Origin of the sequence: Dyella choica, assembly GCF_003977665.1 — a bacterium.
GTDB lineage: Bacteria > Pseudomonadota > Gammaproteobacteria > Xanthomonadales > Rhodanobacteraceae > Dyella_B > Dyella_B choica.
Genome location: NZ_RYYV01000005.1, coordinates 227566 through 251119, shown reverse-complemented (window position 1 = coordinate 251119; position 23554 = coordinate 227566). Strand labels below are relative to the sequence as shown.

The following is a 23554-nucleotide window of genomic DNA, read 5'->3' as shown; positions in this document are numbered from 1 at the left end:
ATGAACACGCTAGAGCCCGTGCTGGTCGGCGGCCAATGGCGCGCATCGCTGGATGCACAAGGCAGTTTCCGCGCGGAAGATCCCAGCCGCGCGGAAGCGATCGGCCCGGTCTTTCCCGTCAGCGGCCCTGCCGATATCGAAGCGACGATGCTGGCTGCGATCGACGCGGCCGACGCGTTGAATGCCGCTCCACCCGCGCGTATCGCGGATTTCCTGGAAGGCTATGCCGCTGCGATTGATGCCGACGCCGATTGCCTGGTGACGTTGGCGCACCAGGAAACCGCGTTGCCGATCGAACCGCGCCTGCGTTCGGTGGAACTGCCTCGCACCAGCAACCAGCTGCGCCTGGCGGCCAGGGCGGTGCGCAAGTATTCCTGGACCGAGCCGGTGATCGATACGCAAGGGGGATTGCGTGCGCATCGAGCGTCGCTCAACAAGCCGGTGCTGGTGTACGGGCCGAACAATTTCCCATTCGCCTTCAACGGTATTGCCGGTAGCGATTTCGCCTCAGCCATTGCCGCGCGCAATCCGGTGATCGCCAAGGGGCACCCCTCGCATCCCTCGACCAGCAAACGGCTGGCGCAACTGGCGCATGAGGCCTTGCTGCAGGCCGGGCTGCCACCGGCAGCCGTGCAGATGCTCTATCGTTTCGACAGCCAGCTTGGCATCGCCTGGGCCGGCGATGCTCGACTGGGCGCCATCGGCTTTACCGGCAGCCGCTGGGGCGGCCTGGCGCTGAAAGCCGCGGCGGACAAGGCCGGTGTGCCGATGTATGCCGAGCTTTCCAGCATCAATCCGGTGTTCTTGCTGCCGGGCGCGCTGGCCGAATGCGGCGTGGCGTTGGCACAGGAATTCTTCGCCTCCTGCACCATGGGCAGCGGCCAGTTCTGCACCAATCCCGGCGTGCTGATCGTACCCAGAGGTGAACATGGCGATGCCTTTGTCGCCGCAGCGCTCCAGCTCTTCGCCGAAGCCGAGCCGAAAGTGCTGTTCTCCCAGGGCGTGCAGCAGGGCCTGGCGCAGGCCGTGCACGAGTTGCTGCATGCCGGCGCACATTTGCTCACCGGCGGCAATGCCGGCGACGCGTATCGCTTCCAGCCCACCTTGCTGGAGGTGGACGGCGAGCACTTCCTTACCCACGCGCAAGCCCTGCAAGCCGAGGCCTTCGGCCCAGCGAGCCTGATCGTGCGCTCTACGGATGCGGCAGCAATGCCGCGCATTGCCGCCGCTTTCGAAGGCAATCTCACCGGCACCATCTATCGGGCTTCGAACAACAGCGATGACGACGCCTGGCATGCCATCGCACGCGTCCTGCGCAACAAGGTTGGCCGCCTGATCGCCAACAAGATGCCAACCGGCGTGGCGGTAAGCGCAGCGATGAACCATGGAGGGCCCTATCCGAGCACCAGTCATGGCGGTTTCACCGCCGTGGGCATGCCGGGAGCGATCCGTCGCTTCACCGCCCTGCACAGTTACGACAACGTGCCCGATCCCCTGCTGCCAGCGGAATTGCGCGATCGCAACCCAGGTGGCGTGCAAAGGCTGGTGGATGGTCACTGGACCGATGGCGATATCCATGCATAACGAGGAGTAAGCGAGTGCGAACCCCGATATCGACATGCATGCATGTATTGCCGGAGCGGGGTTCGGCCGGCCCTCACTCCAGGCGGCGCAAACTCGTACAAGGGGTCGCACTAGCCATAGGCAGCCTTATCGCTTCCACCATGGCCGCAGTGCCGATCCACGCAGCAACATCGCAGGCTTCCAGCAGCCAGGCATTGCAGCAATTGTTGGCGGAAGAATGGCAATACCAGCTAAGGGAAGCGCCGGAAACCGCCACCACCATCGGCGACTACCGCTACAACGATCGATGGAGTGACTACTCGCCCGAACACGCCCTGGCCCAGCGCCCCGTCCTGCAACATTTCCTTGAGCGCTTCCAGGCCCTGAATCTGGAAGGTTTGAGCGAACAGGAGCAACTCAGCCAGAAGATGATGGTGCGCCAGCTGCAGGATGAGCTGGCATCGATCCGGCTGAAGAACTACGAAATGCCGCTGGATCAAATCAATGGCGTGCATTTGCAACTGGCTGAGTTCATCTCTTCCATTCCGTTCGACAGCGCGCAGCATTACGAGGACTACCTCAAGCGCCTGCACGCCCTTCCGGCCGTGGTGGATCAATGGATCGCCACTTCACGCCTCGGCCTTGCCGACAAGCTGGTGCAACCGGGATATCTGCTGGAGAAAGTCGCCAGGCAGGCGAACGAGATCGCCGCACCGGCCGGCATCGCCAACGTATTCGGCCAGCCTGTCGCGCATTTTCCCACCGGCATGCCGCTTGCCGAACAACAACGCCTGCGCAAAGCCATTCTCGCCGCGGTAGATCAGGAAGTGCGCCCCGCCTATCTCAAATTGGCCCGATTCGTAGCGAATGAATACGCGCCACATGGACGCGCGCAGGAAGGCATTTGGGCGCTACCCGATGGCGATGATCGCTATCGCTTCGCCATCCGCATGCAGACCACCACGGACTTGAGCCTGGCGCAGATCCATCAGATCGGCCTCGACGAAGTGGCACGCATCGAAGGCGAGATGCTGAAGATCGCGCGCAGCCTGGATTATCCGGATCTGCCCAGCCTGCGTGCTGCCATTGCGAACAATCCCAAGCTGTATGCCCGCTCGCGCGAGCAGATTCTCGATCGTTATCGCAGCTACATCGCTGGCATGCAGCCGGAGCTGACCAAGCTGTTCGGCCGATTGCCCACCAGCAGACTGGAGGTGGTGCCGACAGAAGCGTATCGCGAACAAAGCGCGCCCTTCGCCGAATATCGCCAGGGCACCCCGGACGGCTCACGCCCCGGGCAGGTAGTGGTCGACACCGGCGACTATGCCAAGCGCGCGCTGTTCACCATAGAAGACACTGCGTATCACGAAGGCGTGCCGGGTCATCATCTGCAGATAGCGATCGCGCAAACGCTGCCCTTGCCGCCGTTCCGCCAGCAGGCGCAGTACAACGCTTACGTGGAAGGCTGGGCGCTGTATGCCGAACGCCTGGCGGGAGAAACAGGCTTTTACCAGGACCCCTATAGCCGCTACGGTCACCTGGTCGAGGAGTTGCTGCGCGCCGACCGGCTGGTGCTCGACACGGGTGTGCATTACCTGCACTGGAACCGCCGCCAGATGATTGCGTTTTTTCGCGCGCATCCGGCCGAAGACGAAGCAAGCATTCAGGCCGAAACCGATCGCTATGTCGCGTGGCCGGCGCAGGCGCTTGGCTACAAGCTTGGCCAGCTGAAATTCCTTCAATTGCGCGCACGCGCGCAGCAGGAACTCGGCACGGGGTTCGACATCCGCGCCTTTCACGACGAGATGCTTTCCGGCGGTGCGATGCCGCTGGATCTGCTGGATGCCCGCACCGACGCGTGGATCACTGCGATGAAAGCAGCTTCCACAACAGCACACCCATGATGTTTTCGCGCTTGCCTGTTGAGAGGAGGGGCAACCCATGACTTGGCTAACCGACATGATCCGGCGCAAGCCGCTCGATGTCATGCAACGGGAAGCAGGGGAACGCCGTGGACTGCAGCGCGTGCTTGGCCTGTGGCAGCTCACCGCCATTGGCCTGGGTGGCATCATCGGCGTAGGCATCTTTGTGCTCACCGGTACAGTAGCGGCCACGCAAGCTGGACCCGCGGTCTTGCTGTCGTTTCTATTGGCCGGCATCGCCAGCGGCGCGGCAGCGCTGTGCTATGCGGAATTCTCCGGACTGATCCCGGTTTCCGGCAGTGCCTACACCTACGGCTATGCCGTGCTGGGCGAATTCGCCGGCTGGATCATCGGCTGGGATCTGCTGCTTGAATATGCATTGATCGCTGCCGTGGTCGCCGTGGGCTGGTCCGGCTACGTGCAGGCATTGCTGGATGCGGCCGGCATTGCGCTACCGGTGTGGGCGCAGGGTGCCTATGGCAGCGCGCCAGGACGCCTGTTCAATCTGCCCGCCGTGGTGGTCTCGCTCGCCATCACCCTGCTGCTTGCAATGCGCATGCATTGGGGGGCGCGCTTCAACACCACGATCGTGGCCATCAAGATTACTGCTGCCGCAGCCATCGTCATTGCCGGCTTTGCCTTCGTAAAGCCTGAGCGCTGGCACCCCTTCATGCCGTTCGGCATGCACGGCGTGGTTACCGGTGCAGCAGTAGTGTTCTTCGCAGTATTCGGCTATGACCAACTTACTACGGCAGCGGAGGAATCGCGCCACCCCCAACGCGATCTGCCTCGCGCCGTGCTGTTGTCGCTCAGCATTGCGATGCTGCTTTATTTCGCGATCTGCCTGGTGCTCACCGGAATCGTGCCCTACGCGACGCTGAATACTCCCGCACCGGTTGCCACCGCGTTCAAGGCGATCGGACTGCCGCAGGTGATGGTGGCGATTTCGCTGGCGTCGATCTGCGGAATCACCAGCGTGATCTTCGCCAACTTGCTGGCTGGCGCGCGCATCTGGTTCGCAATGTCGCGCGACGGACTGCTGCCGGGCTGGTACGCCAAAGTGCATCCACGCTGGCATACGCCGCACCGAACTACCTTTCTGCTCGGTGCGGTCACGGCGATCGCATCCGGCCTGTTTCCGCTGAACGAGCTGGCCAAGCTGGTGAATATCGGTGTGCTAGGCGCATTCATTGTGATCTGCAGCGCTGTGGCAGTGCTGCGCTGGCGCCAACCGCATCTGCAGCGCCCGTTCCGCACGCCGCTGGTCCCGTGGGTGCCAATGATCGGCGTGGGCTTCTCCTGCTGGCTGATCTGGGGATTGCCCAACATCACCTACTGGCGTTTCGGCCTGTGGCTGTTATTGGGCCTGCTGGTGTATTTCGCGTATGGGCGGCATCACAGTCGCTTGAGCGGCTCTGCAGATATATCGCAGGATCATTGCGACATTCCCGATCGAGCGTAGAGCCATGGCCGGGGGTCTCCCAGCGGCGGCTGGGTACGCCCCACCCGTCGCTGCGATCATCGCAGCGGCTTCGGGCACTCGCGACCACGGCCAGAAGTCTCCGCTTACTCCCTCAACCGGCATAGCTGGGGAATAATGGGAGCTTTATCACTATTTTAATGTGATGCATATCACTCTATCAGCCGACACGTCAACCTTACGGCAACCTGTCCGTTTGGACCACCAGTAGTATCCCCGGCAAGCGGATTGCTCTGACCAATGTGGTGAATCGATGTTGCGCGCCTGCCCTGACCGAGATTTTCAAGTGGAGCCAGGGCGGCCGCGTGACATCTTCTTCTTCATTTCCGAAGTGGTGTCAGGCGCCTGGCGCCAGCATTTCGGTACGCAGTTCTGCTCGCTGCCCATGACCGAAAGGCAGTATGGCGCACGCTGCGCCAAAGCCATTTTGGCACACCTTTTGCCATCTTGGCGCGCCGCAACAACGACCCACTTTGTTGTGGTCCGTCACCGTCGCGAGGTGGTGGGAGCCGCCCTATATAGCACTAGCGCCTCACTGACCTCGATCGAAGTGGTGGTAGTGGACGAGAGGTGGCGCCGGCAAGGCGTCGGACGGGCGCTAGTCACCTATTTTCAAAGGCACACCCCAGCGGGAGGGTCACTGGAGTGCTACTGCACAACCAAATCACAAGTGATGGTCCGCTTGTTGAAGCAATTGGGCTTCGTGCGCACACATAAATCTGTCGAATGTACGATAGCTAACGGGCAACGCATCCACGCTCCGGAGCGATGGGAATGGCAAGCCCATTATGCTCCGCTCGCTCGCATGCAGCTCAACGCAGGCATCCAAGACAAACAAACCAAAGCGCAAGCTTCGGCCCACGCTGCTTGAGCGCTCGCGCAAGCCATCCAACCTGATGCATTCGTTTCTCACGCAGCTCATCGCAAAGCGACTGCAATCCTTCCTGGAAGCGGAGCCAACTTGACTACGAAACAGATTGTCCCTGCTTCCTCGCCGGCCTGCGGCATCAATCTTCCGTCGTGCCTTCGAGCTTCAGATGGTCGCCGATCGCGCTATTGACGCCCAGGCGCTCGCGTTGCTGATCACTCAAGCGTTTACCCGAGGTGTCCAAGACACGGTCCCAATTGCCGGATTCGTCCTCCTCCTTGCAGTCGGGGCGCTCGGGGCTTGGCGTACAGGTATAGGCTAGAAAAATGTAGCGCTTTCCGCTGCTCGTTTTGAGGCAAGTCCAGCCGAGTATAACGCTGTCCAGTGCGGTCCCCTGGGGGTAGTAGGCGAGGTGCAAGGGCTTGCTCTCCAGTACGAGCGGGACCGGGGCAAGGCTGTGGGAGTTCTTCAGGGTGATGGACTGCGCTGTCCAAACCACTTTTTGTACGTCAGGGAGCGTGACGTAGTCGGTTTGGGCGATCAGCTGCGCATCGCCACACGTGAGGTTCTTCTCAACGCGATGGGACGTGGAGGGAGCGGAGGCATCTGCCAGCCCCCTCCCCACCGCCAGCACGCAAAAACCAGCCGTAAATAGGGTCCAGATTTTCCGCATGATCACTCCCTTTACAACCCACCTTGATGGCCGCAATACCTCGGTATCTCAGCCCTCTTAAATGGCTTCTGCTATTTTTTTGAATATTCGGCAACGTAACGATCAAATCGCGCCTTGGCGTCAGCAGCGCTGACGTGGGATTGCGAAGCCCCGGGCAGTGAAGACCATTGGCCTTTCAACTTGCCATAAGCGACTTCGAGATGTCCGGCCTTGACGTCATCCAGGGCGTCCTGGCTGGCGATGATCCATACGGCCAATTTATCTTGCTGAAGGGGTGTAAAGTCGGAAACAACGCCCAGCTTTTTCGCGCCCACCCAGGTCGAATACGTTATCTGGTAGGCCCCTGCAGGGGTATGCGGATGCTTTTTGGCTTTGTCGCTCTTATCGTACACAACGATATGAGGATGTTCTTTCGTGTCGGTAAAGCGGTCGCCGCCATAAACGACATAATAGACGCCGTCGTCCTCTTTGCCGTGCTCACAATAACGGAGCAATTTTAAAAAAGCTTTTACATTGACGTCGTTGAAGTCACTCTGCGATAAGATCCTGGCCATATCCAACATCCTGTTTGAACGTAGTGTCCAAAGGCGCCATCTAGCGCCTCTTTAGTAACATTCTTAAGCACAGCTCCCATTGCAGCGCCATGCGAGCATGGCCCAATGGAGCGAGGCTAGATTAGTGGAACGACTAGTTCACTTCCAGCAGGGCGTAGGCAATGGCCCCAGTGCCGAGGCCTGTCCATCGACGCAGCCTTGATCGGCTGAAGATCACCCGAAAAAAAAAGGGCCTACCACGAGGTAGGCCCTTTTTCTGAATATGGCGCCCGAAGTTGGACTCGAACCAACGACCCCCTGATTAACAGTCAAGTGCTCTAACCGGCTGAGCTATTCGGGCGGGGAGCTACGTAGTTTGGAGAATCGCCTCGGGACTGTCAAGCCGTGCCGGAATGCCCCCCACCGGTTCAGCTGGTGAGTACGCGGTAGCAAGGCACGTACGCGCTGCCGCCAGGCAGTTTCATGCGGTGCTGCTGGACGAAAGCCTGCAGCAGCCGGTCCAGGGCCCGCATAATCTCCGGCTCGCCGTCGATCTCGAACGGGCCGTACTGTTCGATGGCGCGTACGCCTTCGTCCTTCACGTTACCTGCGACGATGCCGGAGAAGACTCGGCGCAGGTCAGCTGCGAGCTCGTGGCGCGGGCGCTTGCGCTGGATGGCAAGCGCGCGCATGGCTGCGTGCGTAGGAACGAAGGGCTGCTGGAATGCCAGGGGAATGCTCAGCGACCAGTTGAAGAAGAAGGCGTCCTTGTTGTCCAGGCGGTGATTGCGCACTTTGTCGGTGCCACGCGCCGCCGCATGGGCCACGGCTATCGGGTCGTCCACGATGATCTTGTAGTGCTGCGCGACCTCATCGCCCAGCGCCAGGCGCAGGAAGGTGTCGATCTGCTCGAAGTAGGCAGCCGACTGCCTGGGGCCGGTGAAGATCAGCGGAAACGGAATGCCCGCGTTGTCCGGATGCAGCAGGATGCCGAGCAGATAGAGGATTTCCTCGGCCGTTCCGACGCCGCCAGGGAACACGATGATGGTATGTCCCATGCGCACGAACGCCTCGAGACGCTTCTCGATATCCGGCATGATCACCAGCTGGTTCACGATCGGATTGGGCGATTCGGCCGCAATGATGCCGGGCTCGGTCACGCCGATATAGCGGTTCTTGCGGCGGCGCTGCTTGGCGTGCGCAATGGTGGCGCCTTTCATCGGCCCCTTCATCGCACCCGGGCCGCAGCCGGTGCAGATATCCATGCCGCGCAGACCGAGCTGATAGCCGACGGATTTGGTGTATTCGTATTCCTCGCGCGAGATCGAATGACCGCCCCAGCACACCACCAGGTTCGGATCGATCTGCGGCTTCAGGATGCGCGCATTGCGAAGGATTTCGAACACCGCATGCGTAAGGCCTACCGTGTCCTCGAGATTGAATGCGCCCTGTTCCAGTTGCGTGGCCACATAAACGATGTCGCGCACCACGGCGACCAGCAACTCGTTGATACCACGAATGATCTGGCCGTCGACGAACGCCTTGGCCGGCGCATGGGAGAGCTCGATCTTGATGCCGCGATCCTGCTGCAGCACTTGGATGTCGAAATTCGGATATTGCTCGAACATGCCGCGCGGATCATCGCCGACTTCGCCCGAGGTGAGCACTGCGAGCGCGCAGCGGCGCAGCAGTCCATGCAGGCCCGAACCGCTCGCATCACGCAAGCGCACCACTTCGTTGCGGGAAAGGATATCCAGGCCACCGGCGGGTGAAATGCGGGCGCTTACCGTAGCGGGCTTGCCGGCCCTGTCGAGCTGGGTGTCGTTCATGGGTCGATTGTCTCCTGGTATTGCTCTCCGCTGCGCGGGCCGCGTCGCATGGGCGGCCGCCTAGCATCCCCCTTCTGGTGCAGTGCGTCAACGCCGCCTGGGTCCGCGCATAAAAAAACGCCCTGCCGAAGGCAGGGCGTTCGATCGCCGGGATGAAGTTTAACGCTGGGCTGCCCCTCAGCCCGACCCAGCATGCGTCTTAGAAGAACGAAGCGCCGAAGGTCACCATGTAAGTGCGTTCCTGCAACAGCGTGTAATACGGCGCGGAAGCGAACAGAGTCACGCCGTTGACGTCCTTGCGGCCGGTGGGATTGGCGGCCAGGAACGAGCTGACATTGCTGGCGTAGGTGAGCGCCTTGCGGTCGGCCAGGTTGTACACGTTGACCTTGATGTACGGCTTGTGCAGCCAGTTGCCCAGATCCGGGAAGTTCCAGCCGGCATTGAAGTTGAACGTGGTATAGCCACCCACCTTTTCCGTGTTGGACCAGTCGCCCCACTGGGAACCGGTGTACTTGGCATTCAGCTGCGCCCAGAACGGACCGTAGTTGTAATTCAACGACGTGTACACCAGGTTTTTGGGCGTGGCGAGCATCGTCTTGCCGCGGGTGTAGTAAATGCCGTCGCCAAGGCTATTGATGTTGTCCTGCAAACGCGCCTGCGTGTAGGAGTACGAGCCGTAGATCGAGAACTGATCCGTGAGCTTGTAGCTGGCTTCGGAGTTGAGGCCGCGCAGGTGCACGCGGTTGAGCGGCACGTACACGGTCAGCCCGGTGTTCTGGTCATAACCGGAGATCTGCTTGTTATGGAAGTTGGATGCGTAGGCGTCCACGTTTGCCGAGATCTTGTCACCGTAGTAGCGCCAGCCCAGATCAAGCGTGTCGGCCTTTTCCGGCTTCACCGCCACCGGGTTCGCGCCGTAGTTGGCAAACGCGTTTGACAGCACTGCGCCGTTGATCGGCGCGCGGAAGGTGTGGCCATAGCCCAGATAGAACTGGTTCTGCTCGTTCAACTGGTACTTGGCGCCGAAGGTCGGCGTGAAGTCGTGAAAGGTCTGGGTGGCCGCGCCGCCATACGCAGCATTCCTGGTGCTGACCGCCAGCTTGCTGGTGAGCGAACCGGTGGAACCAGGGTATTCGAACATGAAGCCATCACGCTTGGACCACACATAAGCGATGCTGCCCGTCAAAGTCAGCTGATCGGTGGGCGTCCAGGTATCGGTGACGAAGACCTTGGTGTTGGTGGTGGTGGTGTATTGGTCGTAGGTCTTCTGCACCACGCCATTGGAGTAGCGGATAAGGCTAGCATTGCCGGCCCACTGATCCAACGGCGTACCCGTGTTGTAGTCGACTGGAACGAACACCTGTCCCTGTGACTGGCGAGGGCGCTCATACCACACGCCGTATTCGAGGCTGTTGTTCAGGCCGAAGTCCTGATTCAACTTGGCAATCACGCCGGGGCGGTACGTGTACGAATAGCTGAACGAATTGACCAGTACGTTGGAGTACTTGTTGTCGATCTTGCCGTTGCCGTTGAGGTCATAGTTCACGACCTTGAACAGCGGCTGGTTGGAACCCTTGCCGTTGTACTCGCTGAAAGTGGTACCCGAACCGCCACCGCCCTCGCCCCACTGGAAGTACGGCACCACCGACAGGTGCAGGTTGTCCGACAGCTTGAACTCGCCGTCCAGGCTGGCCAGGTAGTTCACGAACGGATTCTGGTGCAGCCGGTAGAAGTTGCTGTTGGTCTGGCCCGGCACGTAGGTGCCCAGGTAGCTCTGCTTGTAATCAGTTTGCGCCTGAGCCTTGGTCAACGATTCGTAATTGGTCTTGATTTCGCGGTTGTACTGCACCGCGGCGGAGATGGTGTTGTCCGCGTCGATGGTCCACACCGATTTGGCATCAACCTTGGTCACGTGTGAATTGCCCGGACCGCGCCAGAGATTGACCTCATTATTGGAATAGGAAACCCAGGAACGCACCGGGCCGAGGTCGCCCGTGTTCAAACGGAAGAACGTACGGCGATAGCTGTTGCTGCCGAACGATTGACTGAAATCAAAGCTGCCCTTATGGGACGGATCCAGCGTAACCCACGCGATCGAGCCACCGGCTGCGCCGGGAATCGGCATGTCGTTGTCCGGGTAACCCTGCTGCACGGTGATGTCACCCATGTTCTCGGTGTCGCCGTACTCGGTCGGGTAGATCTTGTAGTTGCCGCTGTCGTTGATCGGCGCACCGTTCACCGTCACACCGATTTCGTCCAGCGTATAGCCGCGGATGGCGGCGGTACCGTCATTGAGGCCGGTGTAGTCATCCGTCGAGGTGACCGCGCCGGGAATACTGTCGATGGCCTGCACGAAGGTGGCGCCCGGGGCCGACTTGACGATCGCATCGCGCGTGATTGTGGACACTGCCTTCGGTGCTTCCTGCACCGACATCAAGCCACCGCCGAGCGACAGCGAGTCCGCCCGCACCAGCACTTCACTCAGCTGCTGCGCGCCACGCTTGGTAGCCGTGTCATTGGTCGTGTTTGACGTGCTCAATACGGATGCGCGCTGCTGCGTATTGGTGGTCGACTGGCCTTGGTCGTTGGCCGTCTGTGCCAGCGCTACGCCCGTGGAAAGGCAACAGGCCATGGCAATCGCTGCGGAAAGATGCGTACGTTTCATGTAAAGCCCCGTAGTCCGATTATTGATTTGAATTGCTTTGGCACCGCTGGATGACCGCTCGGACATCGCTTGCGAACACAAGATCAGCCGCCCTCTCGGGGCCTTTGCCACACACAAAGAGGCTCGGGGCTCATTTGCTGCGTGAGCCGGGTGGCCTCATTGGAACCCTACGTTGTGGTTTTTGCGGCGGGACGAAGCACAACGACTCCGGCCCTATGACAGATCCCTGTACGACACACGTGTAAGCTGATTCATACTTCGTCCCCGGCCATTTGCGGGCGCTCGGGGTAGAAGAAGCGGTGCGCGTATCCTTAGCGATACCTTAGCACAATCTCATATTTTCTTTACATCAATTTTACAGATGTATCGCATTTGTGAAGACCCGGGTGGGGCCGCCTTGCGCGGCGCGCACCCGTACGACAAGGCAAGAATAGTCAACCCTGCATCGCACAGGCTGCAGGCATGACGATGCTGGGTTTTACAACCCAGCCTAAGATTGCCATCCCAGCCACCCCTCCGCTGCAAGCAGTAAGGGAAAGGGGAGTTCAGGCACCCTTGCCGAGATAACGAGTGCGCTTGGCCGGCTTCAGGCGGGACAGATCCAGCATGACGAGGCCATCGACGCAGCCGGAGAAGCTGGGGTCTTCGCCGAAATCCAGGAACTGCACGCCGTCGGGTTCGACCAGGTCAACGTACTGGCGATACAGCACGGGCAGGCTTACGCCCAGGGCATCCAGGTGATTGCGCAATTTGCCCAGGCCGCTGGCCGGGTCCAGGCCCTCCAGCTCACGGCGCACGCCTTCAAGCACGTCCGCAGAAACTTTGAACGGCTGGCGGGCCGAGGCCAGTCCAGGCGCGCCGAAGTAGTGTTGATGTGCCGCCGCGATCCACTCGCGCGCCTGGCGCGGCAGGTTGACCGACATGCTCACCGGGCCAAACAGATAGTGCAGCTCCGGATGATGCTGCAGGTACAGGCCGATGCCCTGCCACAGCTGATCCAGGGCGCGAGACCGCCAATAGGCCGGTGCGATGAAGCTACGCCCCAGTTCCAGCCCTTGCGCCAGCCGCGACTCCAACGCAGGCGAATAATTGAACAGGCTGGCGGTATACAGGCCGTTCATGCCTCGCGCGGCGATCAGGCGCCCGCCATGACCGAGGCGATAAGACCCCACGATGCGCAGCACCTTGGGATCCCACAGCACGAGGTGTTCGTAATGGGCATCGTAGGCATCCAGGTCGCGCCGCGTGTTGGTGCCCTCGCCTACCTTACGGAAGGTGAGTTCACGCAGTCGGCCGATCTCACGCAACGCGGCGCCGTCGGTTTGTCCGCGCAGCACGAATAGCTGTTTGCCGTCGGCGAGATCGGCGAGCTTCTCGCTCTGCGCCAATTCCATCGCCACGCGATCGACCGGCTCAGGATGAGCCAGCGCCACCTGGCCGCCGAAGATCAGGCCGCGGCGACGCCCGATGCGATACACGTGCCGGCGCATCAGGTTAGCTGCTCGCTGGGCATCGTCGCCGCTGCGCTTGGCCAATTCATCCGCACTCACCAGCGCGCCTACGCTGAACCCGATACGGCTGACATGCGTAGCCACCGCCTCGCGCGGCAGCATGGCGGTACTGAGCGGCTTGGCCAGCATCGACAAGCCATAAAACATGGCCGAATTGCGTGCGGCCACGTGAATGGGCAGCACTGGCGTCTTGCTGCGCAAGGCCAGCCGTGCGAAACCATCGGCCCAACGGCCATCGCGCACACCGGCCGGCCCCATGCGTGACACTTCGCCTGCCGGGAAAACGATCAGCGCTTCGCCACGCTCCAGCGCACGGTAGACATTCCGCAAGCGCGACGCCGCGCCGCTGCCGAACACGTCTACCGGCAACAGCAGAGGACCCAGCTGTGGAACGGCTGCAAGCCAGTCGTTACCGAGTATGCGTACGTCCTGGCGCACCGAGCCGACCAGCTGCAGCAGGGCCATTGCGTCAAGCATGCCCAGCGGATGATTGGCGACGACCATCACGCCGCCCTCGACCGGAATATGTTCCCGCTCGCGCTGCACGACGTGATAGCTGCAGCCGAGAAAATCCAGCACCTTGTCGACGAAGTCAAAACCCTTCGTGTCGGCCAGCGCGGTGAGCACCCGATTGAAACCCGCCTCGTCGGCAAGGCGACCCAACACCCCGGCGACGGGCCTACGAATCAGGGGATGTTGTGCAAGCCACGGCAGCCGTTCGGTAAGGGCCTGTTCGACGTGAAGCATGACCGCCTCCCTTAATTTTCAGATCCATGTTGCCGATCAAGTGTGACAACTGCGAGAAATAGCGCGGCCAAACTCTCGGCCGGCGCAAGAATACACGAGGGGCTTGGGGGCAAAGCTTAAGAGCTTGTTCAATCCCCCCCTTTCCCATGACCTATCGCATTGATTCTGCTAGCTGCCGTAGCTGGCTTTCATGCGGCTCAAACCGCCAGATGCAGATAGGCCGCGATGCCCCCCAGGAACATCTGCACCGACAGGGCGATCAGCAGCATGCCCATCACCCGCTCCAGTGCGGTGAGCACGCTCTCGCCCAGCCAGCGGAACAGATAAGTGGAACTCAACAGTATCACCGCCGTGGCCAGCCATGCGCACAGCAGGGCGATGGCCCAATCCGCGGTGCGGCCCGGCTCCGTATTGGTGAGCAGCAGCAAGGCGGCCATCGCCGAAGGACCGGCCACGCCGGGTATCGCCAGCGGCACGATGAAAGGCTCCCCCTCGCCCGCCCGCCCGAAGATGCCGCCTTCGGCGGGGGGAAACACCATGCGGATGCCGATCAGAAACAGCACGATGCCGCCGGCGATGCTGATCGATTCCTGCCTCAGCTGCAGCAGCTTGAGCATCAGCTGACCGCCCATCAGGAAGATCAGCAAGACCCCCAGCGCGATCATCAGCTCGCGCACCATCACCGCGCGCCGGCGCTTGGGCGCCACATCCTTGAGCAGGCTGAGGAAGATGGGAATGTTGCCGAGCGGATCCATGATCAGGAACAGCAGGATCGCCGCCGACAAGGTGGTCATCTGCGTTTGCATGCGCTCTCCTTCTTATTATTGGTACGCAGCATGCGGCGCGTGATCATGCCATGCGCAGATCGAGCACACCGCCGCGCGCGGCGGCCGCCTTGCTGCTCAACAGATACACCACGGCTTCCGCGGTGGCATCGGGAAGCGGATGCTGCAAAGTGTCTTCACCGAAATACGCCGTGCGGCGCAAGGTGGTCCGCATCGGCGCAGGCAACAGCGCATGCACGCGGAACGCACCTTCGTCATGCTCTTCGTGCAGGATCGCCACGAAACGCTCCAATGCCGCTTTCGACACCCCGTACGCGCCCCAGTGCGCGCGCTGCACCAGCTCGGGATTATCCAGCACGAACACCGCTGCGCTATCGGGCGCGGCCGTAAGCAAAGGCAGGCAAGCCTGAGTAAGCGCGAACGGCGCGGAAACATTGACGTGCAAGCTGCGCAGCCATGCGTCCGGCTTGTGCATCGCCATCGGCATCAGGCCGGCAAAGCTGGCTGCGGCATGCACAATGCCGTCGAGCCGGCCCAGATCGCGCTGCAAGCCTTCGGCCAGTGCTTCGTAATCGCGAGGGGTGGCGGTTTCCAGATCGAGCGGATGGATCACCGGCTCAGGCAAGCCTTCGCGCCGCATGGCGTCGTAGAGCTGCTCAAGCTGTCGCTTGCGCTTGCCGGTAATCACCACCGTGGCACCAACGCGGGCCACGGCGCGCGCCACGGCACTGCCCAATCCACCATAGGCACCGGTGACCAGAACCACATGGCCGTCCAGTTCATTGGCGGCGGGCGCCCAGGCCACGGGCAAGCGATGCTGCGGCAGGCTCAAACTCATACGTGGCTTTCCCCTGCCACGTCACGCGCCATGCGTGCCAGTTCACCGGAGGCTTTGAGGTCTTCGACGATGTCGCAACCGCCGATCAATTCGCCCTGGATGAACAGCTGCGGGAAAGTCGGCCAATTGGCGTAGTGCGGAAGGGCCGCACGGATTTCCGGATCGGCCAACACGTTCACCGCATGGAACGTCGCACCCGCCTCGGTAAGTGCCAACGCGGCGCGAGCGGAGAACCCGCACATCGGGACCTGTGGCGTGCCCTTCATGAAAAGCACGATGGGGTGCTCGGCCAGCACCGCCTTGATTCGCTCATTGACGTCCATAACTTGGGTTTCATCACTACAATGCAGCCAGCTTAGTAGTGTACCAGCCGGCCCGGCGTCCGATCGGGCGGCATCCCCGTTACCCTTAGCCAACGCCCAGGAGCTGACCCATGGCGATCGAACTTCCCCCGCTGCCCTACGAAAAGAACGCGCTGGAGCCGAACATTTCGGCCGAAACGCTGGAGTTTCACTATGGCAAGCACCACCAGGCCTATGTGACCAATCTCAATAACCTGATCAAGGGCACCGAGTTCGAAGGCGCGACGCTGGAAGACATCATCAAGAAGTCCTCCGGTGGCGTGTTCAACAACGCAGCGCAGATCTGGAACCACACCTTCTACTGGCATTCCATGCGCTCGCCGAACAGCGACAACAAGCCCACCGGCAAACTGGCCGATTCGCTCGACAAGGCGTTCGGTTCTTTCGACAAGTTCAAGGAAGAATTCAAGAAATCCGCGGTCGGCAACTTCGGTTCGGGCTGGACCTGGCTGGTGCAGCGCCCGGATGGCTCGCTGGGCATCGTCAACACTTCCAACGCCGCCACCCCGATCACCGGCAGCGACAAGCCGTTGTTCACCATCGACGTGTGGGAGCACGCGTACTACATCGATTACCGCAATGCGCGCCCGAGCTATGTGGACAAGTTCTGGGAGCTGGTGAACTGGGATTTCGCCGCGAAGAATCTTGGCTGATTCACGCGGCATGATGTTCCCTCCCCTGCTACACGCAGGGGAGGGAGCGGATAAGGCTTAACTCTACCGGCGGCTGCGAATCGCCCTATGCTGCCGGCTTCTTGGCACGGCCAAATAGCTTGCGGAGGAAAGCACCCACCGCAGCGATGCCGATAATGATGAATTTCTTGAAGGCCAGCAGCAGCACGCCCAGCTTGGCGAACAGACCCGCCTTGGCGGCGATGCCGCCGGCGACCAGCGCGGCCAGGCCGTAAGCGGCAAGCTTGTCGGTGCTGGCGTTGTAGTCGGTATAGCGGTTGCCTGGGTCGAAATTGGTGAAGGCCAACACCTTGGGCATTTCCTGCTTGATCTTGGGAAGATCGTCCATCGCGGCCACCGCGGTCAGTTCCAGCACGCCTTTGCGGCCGAGCACGCGGATGTTGTAGTTCAGGGTATTGCCGTTGGCGTTATCGGCCTTCAGTTCCTTGGCCCAGTACATCTTGTGGCTCTGCGCGTCGTAATAGGGCGGCTCGGCCCAGCCCACCAAATGCAGGCCGGCATAACCGTCCTGCTTGCGTTTGGCGTTGTCGCTCTCGTCAGCCTCCTGCATGTCCTTGAGCAACTTGGTGTAGTCGATCTTGGCGGCGTCCTGGTCCGAAACATGGCCATCGTCGTTATAGGTAATGACCACACCCCAGCCCTGGTCGGACAGGGGACTTACTGCCTGCGGAATGATCATCCCCAAGGTTTTGTCGCCCGGCGGATTTCCCCAGCCCTGCGTGAGCAGGCGCTCGGCGTCGTTGGGTGACAGATAGTAAAAATCGCCGTTGAGCTCAAGCGTGGCAATGCCGTTAGGGAGCTTGATCGTGCCGTGTTCGGGCTTGAGCGAGGCGAGCAGTTGCGCGGACTTGTCCTGGGTGGCGCCGGCGTCGGCCGGAGAGGTTTGTGCATGGACGCTGGCTGCGCACAACGCCAACGCCGCTAATAGCAGGCGAATCGATTTCATGGTTCCTTGTGCCCTGTTGTCGCGGAGAAATCCGCAGAATGGCCGCGCTTCAAGCCAAGCCGTCGGCGCGGATCAAGGGCCATCATGCCATGCGCGACATGGGCTGGGGGAGAGAGCGGCTGGGGTGGCAATCGTAGGCTGGGTTGCGAAACCCGGCATTGCCATGATGCAACCCGCGCGACGCTGGAATTGCCACTCCAGCCTACGCCACCCTCGTCCGTCAGAGCACCTGCAGCGCAGGTGCTGCCTGGTCTTGGCGCTGCAACGCTCGCGCAATCTCGGCTACGCGTGCCGCCAAGGTCTTTGCGTCCTGTGCACATACGTTGGCGTGCCCCACCTTGCGCCCGGGACGCGACTGCTTGCCGTAATCGTGCCAATGGCCGTCAACGCTATTCAGCACCGGCGTGGCATCCGGCAATTCACCAATCCAGTTGAACATCGCCGAGCAACCCCGCGCCGAGGTATCGCCCAACGGCAGACCCAGCACCGCGCGCACGTGGTTTTCGAACTGGCTGGTGATGGCGCCTTCGATGGTCCAGTGGCCAGAGTTGTGCACGCGCGGCGCCATTTCGTTGCCGAGCAATTCGCCGTCCTTGACGAACAGCTCCAGCGCAAACACACCTACGTAATCCAATTGCTCCGCCAGCGTGCGCGCCAAAGCCGCCGCGCGCGCCTGCAATGCTCCGACTTCCGGCGCAGGCGCGAGGCTCATGCTCAGCACCCCATCGGTATGCCAGTTCTGGGTCAGCGGCCACACGCGGAAATCGCCATGGCGCGTGCGCACGGCGAGCACGGAGAGTTCGCGCTCGAACGGCACGAAGGCTTCAAGTATCAATCCATGCGCGTTGGCGCCCAGCGTTTCCCAAGCCGCGTCCGCGTCCGAGCGCTGCTTGATGCGGAATTGGCCCTTGCCGTCGTAGCCCAGGCGGCGTGTCTTCAAGATGGAGGGCACGCCGACCTTGGCCAGGGCGCGCTCCAGATCTTCGCGCGTATCGACCGCTTCGAACGCAGGCGTTTGCAAACCGCATTCGCGGAACAGCGTTTTCTCGGCCAAGCGATCCTGCGCCACGGCCAGCGCCCGCGGGTTCGGAAACACCGCCACGCGTTCGGCCAGCCAATGCGCAGTGTCGGCCGGCACATTTTCGAAATCGAAGGTGACCACGTCGACCTCGGCCGCAAATTTTTCCAGCGCGGCGAAATCCGTCCAGTCGGCCAGGCGTAGCGGGGCCACCTGCCCGGCGCAGGCATCGGCGGCGCTGTCCACGACCAGGGTTTTGACTCCCAGCGGGGCCGCGGCAATAGCCAGCATGCGGGCGAGCTGGCCGCCGCCGAGAATGCCCAACACAGATTGCGTTTGACGTGTGCTCACGAACGAGGGTCCGGGTTGTCCAGAACGGTCTGGGTTTGACGCGCCCGATAGGCTTCCAGAGCCTTGGCAATGGCCGGGTCGTGCAGAGCCAGCACGGCAGCGGCGAGCAAGCCTGCATTGCACGCCCCGGCACGACCGATCGCCAGCGTACCGACCGGAATGCCGGCTGGCATTTGTGCGATGGAAAGCAAGGAGTCCATGCCATTCAAAGCCTTGGACTGCACTGGCACACCGAACACCGGCAGCCGGGTCTTGGCCGCCAGCATGCCCGGCAGATGGGCCGCGCCCCCGGCGCCGGCGATGATCACCTGGATGCCGCGCTGCATGGCTTGCTCGGCATATTGGAACAGCAGATCCGGCGTGCGATGGGCGGACACCACCCGCACCTCGTGCGGCACGCCCAGTTGCTCAAGCACCTCGGCGGCGTGCGTCATGGTTTCCCAATCCGAACGCGATCCCATCACCACACCTACCCGCGGTGCTGAAGCTGATTCCGTCATGGCCCGGTCGCCCAAAAGGGGCTATTGTACGGACTTCGCCGCATTGCAACGATACCTGCCGTTTCCATGGACAAACGCCTGCTCGACATCCTCTGCTGCCCGGTGAGCAAGACGCCGGTGCGCCCTCTCAACGTCAGCGAACTGACCGCCCTGAACCAGGCCATCGATGGCGGCCAGGTGCTCAATGTCGCCGGGGGCACGGTTCAGAGTCGGGTGGCCGAGGGCTTGATCACGGTCGACCGCAAGGTGATCTACCGGGTCGAGGACGGGATCCCGGTGATGCTGCCCGAGGAGGGCATCGGCACCACCCAGTTCACGGATTTCCCCACCGGCGCCTAAACGCCTGCTCGTTCAGGTATCTTCGCGCCGGCTGGATCGACAGTACACGAAAGCATGACTTGGGACATGGCGGTGAAACAGATTTTCGCTTATGTTCCAGGCATCGGCAGCATCCCTGTAACGATCGTTCGCGGTCGGCAAAGGCGATCAGCAGCCATTGTCGGCAGCAATCAACGACGGCCTAGCCAGCCAACCACAGGGGTGTGGCGATGAAAGAAGCCAATGAATCCTCCAATGTCGTCAATCTTGGCCAGCGACTGGACCCTTCCAGTGGACGCGGAGGCGACCTGTTGAATGCTGTCCGGAATATCTCCTCCCGCCGCCTGCAGCAGCTCATCGGCAACATGTTCGAGCACGTCGACGACGCCCTGTTCGACCTGGCCGAAAAGGCGGAGAACAACGCTGCGCAGATGCATTATTTCGACGGTATGCGTGAGGTACGCAAGCGCCGGCCGGTGATCGAGCGCGCCTTCCTGGCCCTGGTATCGCGCGAGTTGAACGACTTTGCCGGCGGCACCCGCTCCGCTGGCGGCGGCCCCAGCGCCCCAGCACCGGTACCCGGCTCGGTGGAGCTCTCGCTGGTGGCTGACAACGAGCTGGAGGAGTCGCTGGCCATCACCAGCATGATCGGCAAGAACGAGACGCGCCTGACGCGCGACCTGTTCGCCGTCAACCAGCGCCTGTCGGTGATCTGCGGCGGTACGCGCATCGAGGACGCCACCAATCCGATCGGCCCGGCCATGCTCTCCCAGGCATTCCGCCAGTCGATGCGCGAGCTGAGCGCCGACATGCGCGTGAAGCTGATCATCTACAAGCTGTTCGATCGCTATGTGATGGCAGCGCTGGAAGAACTGTACCAGGAAGTAAACGCCGAACTGATGCGCGCGGGCGTGCTGCCGCAGTTGCGTCACGAGGTGTCACGCAGTGGCGCTGCTGCTACGGGGGGAGCTGTTGCTGCCGGCGAGGTTCCCCAACCGCTTCCGGCTGATGACAGCGAGGCTTCAGCCGAACTTCTGCAGACCCTGCGCGCACTGTTCAGCGCGCGCCGCGCACACCCGAATGTGCCGCTGTCGGCGATGACTGTAGGCCCGCTGCCCACCGCCAACGAGTTGATCGGCGCGCTCAGCGTGCTGCAAAGCCAGGCGGCCATGCTGCCGATGCCGCAGCCAGCTGCGACCACGAACACGCCGGACATCGCCGAGCAGGTGCTGCAGCTGAAGGAACAGCTGATGTCGCAGCTCGGCTCGCTGCGCGGCCAGCGTCCGGGACAGATCGCCACCATCGATGAAGACACCATCGATCTGGTCGGCATGCTGTTCGAGTTCATTCTCGAAGACCGCAACCTGCCGGCGCAAATGCAGGTGCTGCTGGCGCGCCTGCAGATTCCTTATCTCAAGGCCGCGATCCTCGACCGCAAGCTGTTCGCGCATCGCCAGCACCCGGCGCGCCGCTTGCTGGACGGCCTGGCCGAAGCGGCCAAGAGCTGGTCGGAGGAATCGGACCGCGATGGCCGCCTGCACGACACCGTGAAGGCCATCGTCGAACGCCTGATGCAGGAATTCGACGATGACATGACGATCTTCGATCGTCTGTCGGCCGAATTGCAGCAGTTCCAGGAATCGAACCGCCGCCGTTCCGAGCTCGCCGAGCAGCGCGTGGCCGAGTCCACCCGCGGCCGCGAGAAACTGGAGCAGGCGCGCCGCCGTGCCGCGCGCGAAATCCTCAACCGCATCGGCGACAACGTATTGCCGCCGCTGATTCACGGCGTACTGTCGCGCGCGTGGGCGAACTATCTGGTGCTCACCATTCTGCGCAAGGGCGAGGAATCGAACGAATTCCGCGAAGCGCTGCGTTTCATCGACGCCTTCATCGCCAGCAGCAAGCCGGTGCGCACGCCGGAAGCCAAGCGCGACCTGCGGCAACTACTGCCGGGCATCGAGCGCGCATTGCGCAAAGGCCTGGCGAATGTCGCCTTCCAGGAAGCGGACATCGAGAAGCTGCTCGCCCAGTTGCATGGCTATTATCGCCAGCAGCTCGGCGAAGCGGCACCTGCACCGGCACAACCGCAAGCCGCGGCAACCGCACCCGCGCCGCTGCCGATTCCGGAAAGCATCCAGCCGATCGCCGAGAGCGCGGCGGACCTGGAGGAAGATTCGACCAACGATCCGGCCGAAGACACCATTGCGCCGGATGTGCGGGAACAGCTCGAGCAGGTAAAGGCACTCAAGCCAGGTACCTGGCTGGAATTCATTGGCCAGGACGAGCACTTCGAGCGCGCCAAGCTGTCATGGGTCAGTCCGATGAGCGGACGGTACCTGTTCGTCAATCGCCGTGGCCTGAAGGTAGGGGATTTCTCGCCGTATGAGCTGGCATTGGTGATGGCGGAGGGCCGCGCACGGATCCTGGCATCCAATGCGCTGTTCGATCGCGCCATGGATGCGATCGTGGACCGCCTGAGTCACGAAGAGGCCCGTCCGGGCGAATCGCCCTGATCATAAGCAGGTTGCGGTTATCACCCCAACCTGCCTGCTTCCGGGTAGCATGCGCGGCACTCCCCACCACGCGCAGCGGGTTTCCGCATGAGTCAAACATTTCGTTTCGTCCCACCCGACCAGCGTCTGATCGACGCCGACGTGGAACGCGCTTTTGCCGAAGACATTGGCCACGGTGATGCGACCGCCAGCCTGCTACCCGCCGACGCACAGGCCTTCGCCGCACTCACCTGCCGTGAGGAAGCGGTCATCGCCGGCATTCCCTGGTTCAATACCTGCGTGCACAAACTCGACCCGCAGGCACGCATCCATTGGCGCGTCAACGACGGCGATCAGGTGACACCCGGCACCATCGTTTGCGAAATGCACGGCAACGCGCGGGCCGTCGTTACGGCCGAACGCTCGGCTCTGAATTTCCTGCAGCTGCTGTCCGGCACCGCCACCACCACAGCTGCCTATGTCGCGGCCGTAGCAGGCACCAGCACGCGGGTGCTCGATACGCGCAAGACTGTACCGGGTTTGCGCCTGGCTCAAAAATACGCCGTACGCTGCGGGGGTGGCCACAACCATCGTATCGGTCTCTACGACGCCGTTCTGGTGAAGGAAAACCACATCATCGCCGCCGGCAGCATCGCTGCGGCGGTGCAAGCGGCGCGCCAGCTGCACCCTACCCTGCTGTTGGAAGTGGAAGTCGAAAACCTCGACGAATTGCAGCAGGCGCTCGACGCGGGGGTGGACCGTGTCATGCTTGACAACTTCAGCTTGCCGCTGATGCAACAGGCTGTTGCGCAAACCGACGGCCGTGTACCGCTGGAGATTTCCGGTAACGTCGACCTCAAGACCATCGGCGACTATGCGCGCACCGGCGTGGACTACATCTCGGTGGGCGCGCTGACCAAGCATGTGCGAGCGGTCGACCTTTCGCTCCGTTTGAAGATCAGCTGACTTGCGAGTCGTACCGGTCGCCCACACACTGCGGGTATGGGCGACCTTGCTACCTTACTGCTGCTGCTCGTGCTGCTGGCCGTCGCCGGCAGCTGGCTGAGATTGAGCCGTACGCGTGACCGCGCCATCCAGGAGGCCCGCCAGCGCTGCCAGCAGCACGGCCTGCAGTTGCTGGATGAGACCGTGGGCTTGAGCGGATTGCGCCTGCGCCGCTTTCGCGGCAGGCGGGTACTGGAACGCCGCTACAGTTTTGAAGTGAGCATCGACGGCGATGACCGCGAGGCCGGGCATTTATGGATGATCGGTCCGATGCTGACAGCGCTGATACTTCCCACCGTCGAGTTGTATACGCCGGAGCATCCTGCGGCAGGTGAGGCGCCGACGGCCAAAGGTAGCAACGTGTTGCCGTTTCGCCGGCATTACCGCGATCGGGATATCCGGCATTAGCGCTCGCCTGGCGCCGAGTCTTAAGCGTTGCAGACAGGGATGCCGATC

At 61.9% G+C, this 23554-nt stretch carries 20 protein-coding genes and 1 tRNA gene; 9 read left to right on the top strand and 12 right to left on the bottom strand.

Annotated elements, in window-relative coordinates; genetic code table 11:
- The 4 genes from EKH80_RS08795 to EKH80_RS08780 all read left to right on the top strand — a co-directional run bounded on the left by EKH80_RS08795 (window position 1) and on the right by EKH80_RS08780 (window position 5836).
- Window positions 1-1584, top strand: a complete 1584-nt coding sequence (locus EKH80_RS08795; RefSeq protein ID WP_230473526.1) for an aldehyde dehydrogenase family protein — start codon at window positions 1-3, stop codon at window positions 1582-1584.
- Window positions 1585-1724: 140 nt separating this feature from the next.
- On the top strand, window positions 1725-3467 hold the full coding sequence (locus tag EKH80_RS08790; RefSeq protein ID WP_196240359.1) for a DUF885 domain-containing protein: 1743 nt from the start codon (window positions 1725-1727) through the stop codon (window positions 3465-3467).
- A 37-nt stretch (window positions 3468-3504) separates the two neighbouring features.
- Window positions 3505-4947 carry an amino acid permease gene (locus EKH80_RS08785; protein ID WP_126684354.1) on the top strand — a complete coding sequence of 481 codons (1443 nt, stop codon included), beginning with the start codon at window positions 3505-3507 and terminating at the stop codon, window positions 4945-4947.
- A gap of 271 nt (window positions 4948-5218) precedes the next feature.
- Window positions 5219-5836: a GNAT family N-acetyltransferase gene (locus EKH80_RS08780; RefSeq protein ID WP_126684353.1), complete on the top strand. Its 618-nt coding sequence runs from the start codon at window positions 5219-5221 to the stop codon at window positions 5834-5836.
- Between the two features lie 136 nt (window positions 5837-5972).
- Here EKH80_RS08780 and EKH80_RS08775 read toward each other — a convergent pair whose 3' ends face one another.
- The 9 genes from EKH80_RS08775 to grxD form a co-directional block, all read right to left on the bottom strand.
- Window positions 5973-6506 (bottom strand): hypothetical protein, encoded by a 534-nt coding sequence (locus EKH80_RS08775; protein WP_126684352.1) that lies wholly within the window; start codon window positions 6504-6506, stop codon window positions 5973-5975.
- Window positions 6507-6577: 71 nt separating this feature from the next.
- A complete protein-coding gene (locus EKH80_RS08770; protein WP_126684351.1) occupies window positions 6578-7060 on the bottom strand; it encodes a lysozyme family protein in 483 nt (160 codons plus the stop codon).
- Between the two features lie 263 nt (window positions 7061-7323).
- A tRNA-Asn gene (locus tag EKH80_RS08765) sits at window positions 7324-7400 on the bottom strand.
- Window positions 7401-7467: 67 nt separating this feature from the next.
- Window positions 7468-8868: a nucleotide 5'-monophosphate nucleosidase PpnN gene (ppnN, locus tag EKH80_RS08760; RefSeq protein WP_126684350.1), complete on the bottom strand. Its 1401-nt coding sequence runs from the start codon at window positions 8866-8868 to the stop codon at window positions 7468-7470.
- A 199-nt stretch (window positions 8869-9067) separates the two neighbouring features.
- A complete protein-coding gene (locus tag EKH80_RS08755) occupies window positions 9068-11533 on the bottom strand; it encodes a TonB-dependent receptor (protein ID WP_126684349.1) in 2466 nt (821 codons plus the stop codon).
- Between the two features lie 545 nt (window positions 11534-12078).
- On the bottom strand, window positions 12079-13791 hold the full coding sequence (olsF, locus tag EKH80_RS08750) for a bifunctional ornithine lipid synthase OlsF (protein WP_126684348.1): 1713 nt from the start codon (window positions 13789-13791) through the stop codon (window positions 12079-12081).
- Between the two features lie 197 nt (window positions 13792-13988).
- Window positions 13989-14585 (bottom strand): YhgN family NAAT transporter, encoded by a 597-nt coding sequence (locus EKH80_RS08745; RefSeq protein ID WP_126684458.1) that lies wholly within the window; start codon window positions 14583-14585, stop codon window positions 13989-13991.
- A 55-nt stretch (window positions 14586-14640) separates the two neighbouring features.
- Window positions 14641-15414 (bottom strand): SDR family NAD(P)-dependent oxidoreductase, encoded by a 774-nt coding sequence (locus EKH80_RS08740; protein WP_126684347.1) that lies wholly within the window; start codon window positions 15412-15414, stop codon window positions 14641-14643.
- On the bottom strand, window positions 15411-15737 hold the full coding sequence (gene grxD, locus EKH80_RS08735; RefSeq protein ID WP_126684346.1) for a Grx4 family monothiol glutaredoxin: 327 nt from the start codon (window positions 15735-15737) through the stop codon (window positions 15411-15413). The genes EKH80_RS08740 and grxD overlap by 4 nt, the downstream gene beginning before the upstream one ends.
- Before the next feature lie 110 nt (window positions 15738-15847).
- Here grxD and EKH80_RS08730 point away from each other — a divergent pair, with 110 nt between their 5' ends.
- A complete protein-coding gene (locus EKH80_RS08730) occupies window positions 15848-16429 on the top strand; it encodes a superoxide dismutase (protein WP_126684345.1) in 582 nt (193 codons plus the stop codon).
- 85 nt (window positions 16430-16514) lie between these two features.
- On the opposite strand, the gene EKH80_RS08725 is transcribed toward EKH80_RS08730, so the two are convergent.
- From EKH80_RS08725 to purE, 3 genes are all read right to left on the bottom strand, one after another.
- Complete coding sequence (locus EKH80_RS08725; protein WP_126684344.1) at window positions 16515-17414, bottom strand: DUF2167 domain-containing protein; 900 nt, start codon at window positions 17412-17414, stop codon at window positions 16515-16517.
- A gap of 220 nt (window positions 17415-17634) precedes the next feature.
- Window positions 17635-18783: a 5-(carboxyamino)imidazole ribonucleotide synthase gene (locus tag EKH80_RS08720; RefSeq protein ID WP_126684343.1), complete on the bottom strand. Its 1149-nt coding sequence runs from the start codon at window positions 18781-18783 to the stop codon at window positions 17635-17637.
- Complete coding sequence (gene purE, locus EKH80_RS08715; protein WP_126684342.1) at window positions 18780-19283, bottom strand: 5-(carboxyamino)imidazole ribonucleotide mutase; 504 nt, start codon at window positions 19281-19283, stop codon at window positions 18780-18782. Before purE ends, EKH80_RS08720 begins: the two co-directional genes overlap by 4 nt.
- Before the next feature lie 66 nt (window positions 19284-19349).
- Between purE and EKH80_RS08710 the strand changes: the two genes are divergently transcribed.
- From EKH80_RS08710 to EKH80_RS08695, 4 genes are all read left to right on the top strand, one after another.
- Complete coding sequence (locus tag EKH80_RS08710) at window positions 19350-19622, top strand: Trm112 family protein (RefSeq protein WP_126684341.1); 273 nt, start codon at window positions 19350-19352, stop codon at window positions 19620-19622.
- Window positions 19623-19831: 209 nt separating this feature from the next.
- Window positions 19832-22114, top strand: coding sequence for a DUF1631 domain-containing protein (locus EKH80_RS08705; RefSeq protein ID WP_126684340.1), 2283 nt, complete (start codon window positions 19832-19834; stop codon window positions 22112-22114).
- An 87-nt stretch (window positions 22115-22201) separates the two neighbouring features.
- Window positions 22202-23059, top strand: coding sequence for a carboxylating nicotinate-nucleotide diphosphorylase (nadC, locus tag EKH80_RS08700; protein ID WP_126684339.1), 858 nt, complete (start codon window positions 22202-22204; stop codon window positions 23057-23059).
- A 36-nt stretch (window positions 23060-23095) separates the two neighbouring features.
- On the top strand, window positions 23096-23506 hold the full coding sequence (locus EKH80_RS08695) for a DUF3301 domain-containing protein (RefSeq protein ID WP_126684338.1): 411 nt from the start codon (window positions 23096-23098) through the stop codon (window positions 23504-23506).
- Window positions 23507-23554: the final 48 nt, after the last annotated feature.

Bases quoted from the DNA above. Each gene is read 5' to 3' on its own strand.
- EKH80_RS08795 (WP_230473526.1), top strand. From the start codon at position 1: ATGAACACGCTAGAGCCCGTGCTGGTCGGCGGCCAATGGCGCGCATCG.
- EKH80_RS08790 (WP_196240359.1), top strand. From the start codon at position 1,725: ATGGCCGCAGTGCCGATCCACGCAGCAACATCGCAGGCTTCCAGCAGC.
- EKH80_RS08785 (WP_126684354.1), top strand. From the start codon at position 3,505: ATGACTTGGCTAACCGACATGATCCGGCGCAAGCCGCTCGATGTCATG.
- EKH80_RS08780 (WP_126684353.1), top strand. From the start codon at position 5,219: ATGTTGCGCGCCTGCCCTGACCGAGATTTTCAAGTGGAGCCAGGGCGG.
- EKH80_RS08775 (WP_126684352.1), bottom strand. From the start codon at position 6,506: ATGCGGAAAATCTGGACCCTATTTACGGCTGGTTTTTGCGTGCTGGCG.
- EKH80_RS08770 (WP_126684351.1), bottom strand. From the start codon at position 7,060: ATGGCCAGGATCTTATCGCAGAGTGACTTCAACGACGTCAATGTAAAA.
- ppnN (WP_126684350.1), bottom strand. From the start codon at position 8,868: ATGAACGACACCCAGCTCGACAGGGCCGGCAAGCCCGCTACGGTAAGC.
- EKH80_RS08755 (WP_126684349.1), bottom strand. From the start codon at position 11,533: ATGAAACGTACGCATCTTTCCGCAGCGATTGCCATGGCCTGTTGCCTT.
- olsF (WP_126684348.1), bottom strand. From the start codon at position 13,791: ATGCTTCACGTCGAACAGGCCCTTACCGAACGGCTGCCGTGGCTTGCA.
- EKH80_RS08745 (WP_126684458.1), bottom strand. From the start codon at position 14,585: ATGACCACCTTGTCGGCGGCGATCCTGCTGTTCCTGATCATGGATCCG.
- EKH80_RS08740 (WP_126684347.1), bottom strand. From the start codon at position 15,414: ATGAGTTTGAGCCTGCCGCAGCATCGCTTGCCCGTGGCCTGGGCGCCC.
- grxD (WP_126684346.1), bottom strand. From the start codon at position 15,737: ATGGACGTCAATGAGCGAATCAAGGCGGTGCTGGCCGAGCACCCCATC.
- EKH80_RS08730 (WP_126684345.1), top strand. From the start codon at position 15,848: ATGGCGATCGAACTTCCCCCGCTGCCCTACGAAAAGAACGCGCTGGAG.
- EKH80_RS08725 (WP_126684344.1), bottom strand. From the start codon at position 17,414: ATGAAATCGATTCGCCTGCTATTAGCGGCGTTGGCGTTGTGCGCAGCC.
- purE (WP_126684342.1), bottom strand. From the start codon at position 19,283: ATGACGGAATCAGCTTCAGCACCGCGGGTAGGTGTGGTGATGGGATCG.
- EKH80_RS08710 (WP_126684341.1), top strand. From the start codon at position 19,350: ATGGACAAACGCCTGCTCGACATCCTCTGCTGCCCGGTGAGCAAGACG.
- EKH80_RS08705 (WP_126684340.1), top strand. From the start codon at position 19,832: ATGAAAGAAGCCAATGAATCCTCCAATGTCGTCAATCTTGGCCAGCGA.
- nadC (WP_126684339.1), top strand. From the start codon at position 22,202: ATGAGTCAAACATTTCGTTTCGTCCCACCCGACCAGCGTCTGATCGAC.
- EKH80_RS08695 (WP_126684338.1), top strand. From the start codon at position 23,096: ATGGGCGACCTTGCTACCTTACTGCTGCTGCTCGTGCTGCTGGCCGTC.